Source organism: Bacillus sp. FSL R5-0585, assembly GCF_038004545.1.
GTDB lineage: Bacteria > Bacillota > Bacilli > Bacillales > Bacillaceae_G > Bacillus_A > Bacillus_A cereus.
The window spans coordinates 164,030-172,965 of the sequence record NZ_JBBORJ010000001.1 but is presented as its reverse complement, the minus strand read 5'-3'; the positions used below and the strand labels follow the sequence as shown (position 1 = coordinate 172,965).

Genomic DNA, 8,936 nt, shown 5'->3' with positions numbered 1-8,936 from the left:
CTCATCGTTAATATACTAATTTCAATATATGTTTTTAGGAGGTGTCCCTTATGAACGGTCGTTCGTTTACTTTCGCTATATTTGTGCTTATTATCGGATTGGCAATATTCGGCCTTGTTTCATCTGTTATTACAAATCCCATGGGTGTATTAAGAAATATCGGGTACATGTTACTTGTTGTCGGTATCTTTTACTTGCTATACAAGATGTTTACAAATTCCAGTGGTTCCGCAAATTCGCAAAGCTCATATAAGCGTGCGGCAAAACAATCGAACCGCAAACATGGGAAACAAAATGTAGCACCCCTAGGCAATTCTTTCTTTAAGTCAAATACTTCTAATGACAAAAGTAAAAAAGGGAATTCTTCCACTTTGAAACGAAAAAGAAAACAGTCTCATTTAACTGTCATTGAAGGCAAAAAAAGCAAAAAGAAAGACCGTGCTTCCTTTTAGGAAATACGGTCTTTTTTTATACTTTGAAGCACTTCTTTTAAACTTTTCTCTCTCATACTTTCAATTCGAAGATGATGATTTTCAAACGGTAAATTCCGTGTCACATCATTAGGTACCACAACGCACGTTAATCCCGCTGCAACTGCTGCTCTCAATCCATTTAATGAGTCTTCAAATACAACAGCTTCAGACGGCTTAATTCCTAATTCTTCTATTGCAACTCGATAAAGAGCTGGATCTGGTTTTACCTTCTCAACATCTTCTCTCGTTTTAATTACTTCAAAATATTCTCGAATTTGTAGCTCTTCTAAAAAATGAATAACCCATTCTCTAGAAGAACTAGAGGCTAGTGCGATTTTTAATCCCATTTCTTTTGCTTCTTCTAAATATTCTTTTACCCCGTCACGAGCTTCTGGTATTCTCATTTTCTCTTTATGTAAAGTTGCCACTTTTTCTTTTAATACACTTTTGTTAAACTTCTCTTTTAATTGATCATTTAAATATGTATAAAGTACCTCATCTGTTGTTCCAATGCATTTAGCAAATTCCTCTAAAGGTAGTTCCCCGCCGTATTCACGAACAGCATCTCTGAAAGAGTGAAACCATATCGTTTCTGTGTCCACAATTAATCCATCAAAATCAAAAATAATTGCTTTCATAATTCTCCCATCCTTTTCGAATTGAAATAAAAAAGGAAACGCCATACGTTCCCCTTAATTACTTTTCTCTTCATTTGCTCTTTGAACACCGCGAAGTGTTTCCACTCGGACTGCATCTTGTTCAAAGTATTGCACTAAATCACCAATGCGATCAATCGCTTCCCAACTTAAATGATGTTCAATTCCTTCTACATCATTGTAAATTTTACTTTCATCCACACCGATAATACGCATAAATTGCTCTAGCAAGTCATGACGATATACGAGACGTTCTCCGATTTTTTTACCTTTTGTTGTTAATACAAGCCCTCTATATTTTTCATAAATTAGATATTCATCTTTGTCTAATTTTTGCACCATTTTTGTTACAGAGGATGGATGTACACTAAGCGCTTCAGCAATATCAGATACGCGGGCGTAACCCTTTTCATCAATCAACAAATAAATTTGTTCAATATAATCTTCCATACTAGGGGTAGGCATCGGTTTCCTCCATCCAAGTTCATTTTGCTTATTCCGTACGAAGCAATCAATAAAATGATACACCAGAAAGAATAACGTGACAAGTTGAAAACGAGCCTAAATATATAAAACAAAAAAGAATCTGTATTTGCATACAGACCCCCCTTAAGTAAAATATTGTATTTCTGCATTAGGAAAAAATTCATTTATATAACCTCTTATCGTTTCTTCCAATACTGCTGCATCATCCTTTTTATATACATATTTTCCGATGCCATATCGTCCCCATTTATACTTCCGCTTCTCTTCATCCATTTCAAGCTTTGTATTTGGATAACGCTCTTGAATAACCTTTTTCGCTGGTTTTGTAAAACGATGCTGAATTAATTCAAACGTTAAATTTGGTATCGTCATATCCTTCAGCGCATTGTACAGTCGCTCAAATAGTTCACGGTATCCTTCTTCCCATCCTTCATGCATATAAAGTGGCGCAACTATAAAACCAAGTGGATAACCCGCGCCTGCTACTTTACGAGCAGCTTCAATTCTTTCTTCAAACGGTGATGTCCCTGGTTCAAAATTTTTAATTACATACCGTGAATTAATACTAAACCTGAAACGCGTTTTCCCATTATGTTTTGCATCTAACAAATGATCAACGTGCGAATATTTCGTAACGAAACGCAAACGCCCATGCTCACTTTCTCCAATGAATTCAATCGCCCGCTTTAATGCATGTGTTAAATGATCAATCCCAACGATATCTGATGTACAAGCAGCTTCAAACCTTGTGATTTCAGGTGCTCTTTCATCCATATATTGCTGTGCCTTCTCAAATATTTCATCAAGATTGACATACACGCGAACGTAAGGCTTACTCCCAAGTGTCGTTTGCAAATAACAATAATGACAATGTCCCATACACCCTGTTGCAAGCGGAATTGCATATTCAGCTGACGGTTTTGAAGTATCAAACTTTAATGTCTTCCTCACCCCAACGACAAGCGTTGCTTTTGCATTACGATACTTTTGCAAATCATTTTCACCCGGCAAATTTCGAATTTGATTATGGGATGTCGTTTCACGAATTTCTAATCCCATCTTCGTAAACTTCTCATAAAGCTCTTTTCCAAGCGGATATTCAAGTGCCTTTGGTTCAAAGTAAACGAGTTTTGGCATAAATGGTTTCATGTGCTTCCCTCCCTCTCGTTAGTATGGGAAACGTTGAAAAATTAACACGCATTAAAGTTTTCCACTTCAGTAACTTGCGTTGCAAGTTACTGAATGTTATAATTTGGATAACAGCTACCTTGCAACGCAAGTTACCTGAGTAAAAGGTGGTGAAATCATGCACAGCCAAATGTTAAAAGGTGTACTAGAAGGTTGCATCCTATACATCATTTCACAAGAAGAAGTGTACGGATATGAACTGAGCACAAAATTAAATAAACACGGATTTACATTCGTAAGCGAAGGAAGCATATATCCGTTATTGTTACGTATGCAAAAAGAAAAATTGATTGAAGGAACATTAAAAGCCTCCTCACTCGGTCCAAAACGAAAATATTATCACGTAACCGATAAAGGATTAGAGCAGCTTGAAGAATTTAAACAAAGCTGGGGAATGGTTTCAACTACGGTAAATAACTTATTACAGGGGGAGTGATAGGGATGAATGCACAAGACATGATTGAATTGAATAATAAAAAACGTGAGCTTCTAACACCTGAAAATGAAGTTGCTTATAGCGATATGTTAGTTTATCTTCGTTTATCTAACGTGCCAGAGCAACAAGTAGAAGAACTATTACTAGAAATATTAGACCATCTCATCGAAGCACAAACAGAAAATAAAAATGCTTATGACATTTTTGGTGATGACTTACAATCTTATTGTGATGAACTCATATCGGCTTTGCCGGTTCAAACAATGTTAGAAAAAACTTCTTTAATCGGCTTTGTTATTAGCTTACTTCTCGCTATACAGTTTGGAATGGACACCATTGCTTCTCTTTTCGTTTTCTTTTTTGAAAAGAACACCGAAATAATAAGTCCACCTTTTAGTATCCTTGGAACTACTTCGTCTGTTTCAATAATTATACTAGGTATACTATTTATTTTATATTTATTAAAGCGGTACTCCTTTGATCAGAAAATGAATTGGAAAAGAAGAATTCTATTTGGATTCGCATTTGCTATCCCGTCTTGTTCCGCTATATTTTTAAATATTTATTTTAAAAAACAACCTTATCTCATTTATCATCTAACCTTTTGGCAAAATGCCTTAATCGCTATCCTATTTTATGCTTTATATAAATTCTTATATAAAAAATCAAATTTTTAACAGCCCTTCAAAAGGCTGTTTTTTCTTCTGTCTAATTTTACAAATTGAAAAATTTCATAAAGAAAATAAGAAAAATGCAAAATAATTAAAGTTAATTGTTGACGTGATGCTTTTATTATCGGTATCATAAATCTTCGTGAGCAATTATTTTTCGTTATACGATTTTTTTATTATTACTGAATTTTTGAGAGGAGAAATTAGATGTCAGTTAAGAAGAAAACGCAAGTACGCACCGGCAAAATGGTACGTGAACTAATGTTAGCAGACGAAGATGTAAATGCTTCGCTAATTATGGTATATAGTGAAAACGGTGTAAACGCAGAAATTAAAATCGAGGGCTTAACGCCGAAATGTAACGAAGAATTATTTTTGAGCGGAAACGTGGATTGGAACAAGAGTGTTATTTATAAAATTGTTGATTTCACTGGAAACGCTGAAGTTGGTAAAGTTACATTAACAGCGATGAACAAAAACAATGTTTCTCTAGAAATTGAACGCGTTATGTGGAGTAAAGAAAATAAAGAAGCTGCCGAGCAAGAAGAAACACAGGTAGAAGCAGCACCAAAAAAAGAAGTAGTTGTAGAAGCTCCAAAAGCAATTACACCTGCTCCTAAGCCTGTTACGCGTGTGGAAACACCTGCTATGGCACCTAAGCCTACTCCGGTACCGACACCGAAGCCAGTAAGCGTAGAAGCAGCTGTAGAACTAGCTACTCCAGCGCCTGTGAAAAAAGCAGTCCCTACTCCAGTTACAAAGCAAGAGACAGCACCGGTTGCTCCTGCAAAACCGAAGCAGCCTGCTTTGACTGAAACAAATTCAAAACTACAAGAAAATTATGTTAAACTCGTGAAAAAGACAATTGAAGTTTGTCAAGATTACGAGCTTGGCATCGACATAGATGATTCTATTGAAAGCTTAAAAGAAGAACTACAAAGCCAAGGTATTAGCGTTACATTTGACAAAGAAATTATGGACGTTGTAAGTCGCCTTCGTTCTTTACAAGATAAAGGAATCAAAGTAGAAAAAGTACTTAATTTACTATAAAAAAATAAGAGGTGGCAATTGCCATCTCTTATTTTTTATAATTCCACTCATTACTTTCATACTTTTCTTTCGCTAACGTTTGAACTTCATGTAACTGTTCTTCTGTTAATTCATATGGAACAAGTTCTACATCCAATCCTTTTTCAAAGCCAACTTCAAACGCTTTAATTAACTGTTCTATCGTAAATGTACGGTCTGTTAATTCATTAATTGCTACTGCTTTAGAAGAGAACATACTCTTCATACGTTCCTTCACACGTTCATTTGGGAATAAAAATAGATCATATAGTTCATCTAAATCAATTTCTAATGGAATCGATCCATGCTGTAAAATAACACCTTTTTGACGTGTTTGAGCACTACCAGCAATTTTTCGTCCTTCCACTACAATTTCATACCAAGATGGTGCATCAAAACATACGCCTGAACGTGGATTTTTTAAATTTTCACGATCTGCTTCTGTTTTTGGAACTGCATAATAAGCTTCTAACCCTAATGCCTTAAAACCATCTAATAAACCTTGCGAGATAACACGATACGCTTCTGTAACTGTTTTCGGCATATTCGGATGATCTTCAGACACAATAACACTATACGTTAACTCTTTGTCATGTAGTACACCCCTGCCGCCTGTTTGACGACGAACGAATCCATATTTCTTTTCGTTAACTACATCCATATTAATATCTTTTTCAACACGTTGAAAATACCCAACTGTTAATGTTGGTACTTCCCATTCATAAAAACGAATTGTTGGTGGCATTTTCTTTTCACTTTGCCAATTTAATAAACATTCATCTAACGCCATATTAAATGCCGGTGAACATTGACCAGAGTTAATATAACACCATTTTTCTTTTCCCATCCTGCACCTCATATAACCAATTATTTTTCACATTCTCTAGTCTACCAAATTCGACAAAATTTGTGAAAGAATACGAAATTTCTTCTTATATGCAAATGAATCTGTTGCATAAATACATAAGGGCATTATAATATTGAAAGTAGGATAAGAAAAAAGGGAGCGATAGAATCGTGTCAACAACTTGGATTATTTTATTAGCCGTAATCGTAGCATTTATCGGCTACACTGTATGGATGTACTTCTATCAGAAAAAATTAATTAAAACTCTTACAGAAGAAGAATTTCGCGCTGGCTACCGTAAAGCACAGCTTATCGATATTCGTGAAGCAGACGAATATAACGCAGGGCATATTTTAGGTGCACGTAACATTCCGTTATCACAAATTCGCCTTCGCCATAAAGAACTTCGTCAAGATCAACCTGTTTACTTATATTGCCAAAGCGGATTCCGTACAGGTCGTGCAGCGCAATACTTAAAAAAACAAGGCTACAAAGATTTCTACCAATTACAAGGTGGATTTAAATCTTGGACAGGCAAAATTAAAAAGAAATAATAACATACAAAAAACTAGCTGAATAAATCAGCTAGTTTTTTCATTTCATCTTATTCGCAATGTATAATAAATTCTGCTTGATTACCTTTTCATCGTTCTCTTCTACATTCCGATACAGCAGCTGATATTCAATTCCTTTCTCTTTCCATATAAGCGTAGCAAATTCGTCACCACGTTCATAATCATCTTTATTTTTAAAATAAGCAGACGTTCCATTATTCAGTTTCATTTGTTCTTGAAATCGCTTCTCTTCCATAAGATCCGGAAAACTATAAGGAAAGTTCGCGACATTTAACTCAATATACTCATTTCTACCTGGCTCCTTCTGTTTATATTTAATCGTTAAGACAGCGTTCTTTTTCCCAAGCGTTCTTACTTCACCCTTCACATCACTTGTAATGTCGTACGGTAAAAACGTTGGAACTTTAAACTTCACCGGAAAATATTTTGGAAGTTCCTTTAGCGGAATAGGATCCGTAACACGATCCATAGCTCCTCCTGTTGTTCCCACAAAGTGTTTTTCTTCTTGCATCGTTTGCTGAAACGAACACGAACTAAGTACAAAACTAGAAAACACGAAACAAATGATTCTTTTTTTCAATTTGTTTCCGCCCTTTCATACCGCTCTCTTAACGAACGAAGCGTTGATATGCTCTTCATATTCGCTTTGTCATCAAACTCCACCTTTGAAAACTTTCTACGTTATTCTCACACATTTTGACAACACTTTTTGCAAACAAAAAAGACCCCTATCATTCTTACGCCCAAGTGAAAAGGTTACGCGAATAAAAAGAAGTCTTATTAATACCATAGTTTGTGAAAAGCTTTTCAGGTCAAGATTTTTTCTTTCTTATTATTTTCCCTTTATAATAAGTGAAAGAGGTGATACATATGGCCAATATAAAACAAATTGCTAAAACTGCTGGTGTATCGATATCAACTGTTTCTCGTGTCCTGAATAATCACCCTTACGTAAAAGAAGAAAAGCGTAAGCGTGTTCTAGATGCTGTTGAAGAATTAAACTACGCAAAAAATATAAATGCTGTCCATTTAATAAGAGGGAAAACATATACAATTGGCGTTATGCTTCCTTTCATTAACCTCCCCTACTTCAGTACCATTATTGAAGGAATCGGTAACGAAGCATTATTAGCTGGATATCACATTAATTTATGCCAAACAAATTACGATAGCCTTGAAGAAATTCGTGTTCTTGAAATGATGAAAATGAAACAATTTGATGGGATGATTATTTGCTCCCGAACGAGCTCTTGGGAACAAATCGAACCTTTCGCAAAATTTGCCCCTATTATTTCATGTGAAAAAATGAAGCATCCCCTCATTTCATCCATCTACGTAGATCATTATGAAGGTTTCCGTCTTGGTACTGCCTATTTACTAAGTAGAGGCCATGAAAAAATCGGAATTTGTTTAGCAAGAAAAACAAGTGTAAATTCCATGGAGCGCGAAAAAGCGTTCGCCGATACACTTCGTAACGAAGGCAAAACGTTGCATCCTGAATGGATTTTCCACCAATGCTATACAATGCAGGACGGAGCACAAATACTCCATCGTATTTTAAATATGAAAAATCGTCCAACTGCTATTTTCACAGCGAACGATCAAGTTGCAGCTGGTTTATTAACAGAGGCTCGAAAACATGGTATTCGAGTACCTGAAGACCTTGCTATCCTTGGATTTGATAATCATGAAATTTCAAAGGCATTAGAAATTTCCACAATTGAACATCCCGGTCTCGCAATGGGCTCACATGCTTTTTCTTTATTCCATAAGCAGATCCAAAGCGAGCAAATTGTCGGCAGTGCAAAAGAACTTTCATTCCATTTAATTGAGCGAGAGACTGTCTAAAAAGAGCGTTACTTATAACGCTCTTTCTCAGCTCTTCACCTATTGACTTTATATTTCCCATCTCATATAATGAACCTAACGAACGGTAGGTAGGGGATGAAAATGACAGCAAACCGCATTAAAGCTGTAGCACTTTCTCATTTCGCACGCTACGGCTATGAAGGAACTTCATTGGCAAATATTGCTCAAGAAGTTGGGATTAAAAAACCATCGATTTACGCACACTTTAAAGGAAAAGAAGAGCTATATTTCATATGCTTAGAATCTGCTCTTCAAAAAGATTTGCAGAGCTTCACAGGCGATATCGAAAGCTTTTCCAATTCGTCCACTGAAGAATTGCTTTTAAAATTATTAAAAGGGTATGCAAAACGATTTGGTGAAAGTGAAGAATCAATGTTTTGGTTACGAACTTCTTATTTTCCGCCTGATGCATTTCGCGAACAAATTATTAATAAAGCAAATGTACACATTGAAAACGTCGGAAAACTTTTATTCCCTGTATTTAAAAGAGCAAGCGAACAAGATGAGCTGCATAACATTGAAGTAAAAGACGCCTTAGAGGCTTTTCTATGCTTACTCGACGGTCTTATGGTTGAACTACTATACGCAGGTTTAAATCGTTTTGAGACACGTTTAGACGCTTCTTGGAAAGTATTTTGGCGCGGACTTTCAAACTGACGGATTGCTC

General features: G+C 35.8%; 12 protein-coding genes. 7 read left to right on the top strand and 5 right to left on the bottom strand.

All coding sequences use genetic code 11. The annotated features are described in order from the left end of the window. Positions 1 to 50 precede the first annotated feature (50 nt). On the top strand, positions 51 to 452 hold the full coding sequence (locus MKY38_RS00970; protein WP_001014463.1) for an SA1362 family protein: 402 nt from the start codon (positions 51 to 53) through the stop codon (positions 450 to 452). Here the strand turns inward: MKY38_RS00970 and MKY38_RS00965 are convergent. From MKY38_RS00965 to splB, 3 genes are all read right to left on the bottom strand, one after another. After that, positions 449 to 1,111: an HAD family hydrolase gene (locus MKY38_RS00965; RefSeq protein WP_025687934.1), complete on the bottom strand. Its 663-nt coding sequence runs from the start codon at positions 1,109 to 1,111 to the stop codon at positions 449 to 451. The genes MKY38_RS00970 and MKY38_RS00965 overlap by 4 nt on opposite strands. Positions 1,112 to 1,165: 54 nt before the next feature. Beyond that, a complete protein-coding gene (gene mntR, locus MKY38_RS00960) occupies positions 1,166 to 1,594 on the bottom strand; it encodes a transcriptional regulator MntR (RefSeq protein WP_001143084.1) in 429 nt (142 codons plus the stop codon). Positions 1,595 to 1,738: 144 nt separating this feature from the next. Continuing rightward, the gene (gene splB / locus MKY38_RS00955) at positions 1,739 to 2,764 is read right to left on the bottom strand and encodes a spore photoproduct lyase (protein WP_000802121.1); all 1,026 of its coding nucleotides are present in this window, start codon (positions 2,762 to 2,764) and stop codon (positions 1,739 to 1,741) included. A gap of 157 nt (positions 2,765 to 2,921) precedes the next feature. Between splB and MKY38_RS00950 the strand changes: the two genes are divergently transcribed. From MKY38_RS00950 to MKY38_RS00940, 3 genes are all read left to right on the top strand, one after another. Then, positions 2,922 to 3,239, top strand: a complete 318-nt coding sequence (locus MKY38_RS00950) for a PadR family transcriptional regulator (RefSeq protein ID WP_000556083.1) — start codon at positions 2,922 to 2,924, stop codon at positions 3,237 to 3,239. Between the two features lie 5 nt (positions 3,240 to 3,244). Further along, positions 3,245 to 3,916 (top strand): DUF1129 family protein, encoded by a 672-nt coding sequence (locus tag MKY38_RS00945; protein ID WP_341047848.1) that lies wholly within the window; start codon positions 3,245 to 3,247, stop codon positions 3,914 to 3,916. Positions 3,917 to 4,117: 201 nt separating this feature from the next. After that, complete coding sequence (locus MKY38_RS00940; protein WP_000111895.1) at positions 4,118 to 4,960, top strand: hypothetical protein; 843 nt, start codon at positions 4,118 to 4,120, stop codon at positions 4,958 to 4,960. A gap of 28 nt (positions 4,961 to 4,988) precedes the next feature. On the opposite strand, the gene MKY38_RS00935 is transcribed toward MKY38_RS00940, so the two are convergent. Beyond that, positions 4,989 to 5,825: a lipoate--protein ligase family protein gene (locus MKY38_RS00935; RefSeq protein ID WP_000514081.1), complete on the bottom strand. Its 837-nt coding sequence runs from the start codon at positions 5,823 to 5,825 to the stop codon at positions 4,989 to 4,991. A 170-nt stretch (positions 5,826 to 5,995) separates the two neighbouring features. Between MKY38_RS00935 and MKY38_RS00930 the strand changes: the two genes are divergently transcribed. After that, a complete protein-coding gene (locus tag MKY38_RS00930; RefSeq protein ID WP_000108653.1) occupies positions 5,996 to 6,379 on the top strand; it encodes a rhodanese-like domain-containing protein in 384 nt (127 codons plus the stop codon). A 40-nt stretch (positions 6,380 to 6,419) separates the two neighbouring features. Here MKY38_RS00930 and MKY38_RS00925 read toward each other — a convergent pair whose 3' ends face one another. Further along, on the bottom strand, positions 6,420 to 6,956 hold the full coding sequence (locus MKY38_RS00925) for a hypothetical protein (protein WP_033695179.1): 537 nt from the start codon (positions 6,954 to 6,956) through the stop codon (positions 6,420 to 6,422). Positions 6,957 to 7,270: 314 nt separating this feature from the next. Between MKY38_RS00925 and MKY38_RS00920 the strand changes: the two genes are divergently transcribed. Beyond that, positions 7,271 to 8,248 (top strand): LacI family DNA-binding transcriptional regulator, encoded by a 978-nt coding sequence (locus tag MKY38_RS00920; RefSeq protein ID WP_006921543.1) that lies wholly within the window; start codon positions 7,271 to 7,273, stop codon positions 8,246 to 8,248. Between the two features lie 96 nt (positions 8,249 to 8,344). Beyond that, positions 8,345 to 8,926 carry a TetR/AcrR family transcriptional regulator gene (locus tag MKY38_RS00915; protein WP_002005730.1) on the top strand — a complete coding sequence of 194 codons (582 nt, stop codon included), beginning with the start codon at positions 8,345 to 8,347 and terminating at the stop codon, positions 8,924 to 8,926. The last annotated feature ends 10 nt before the right edge of the window (positions 8,927 to 8,936 follow it).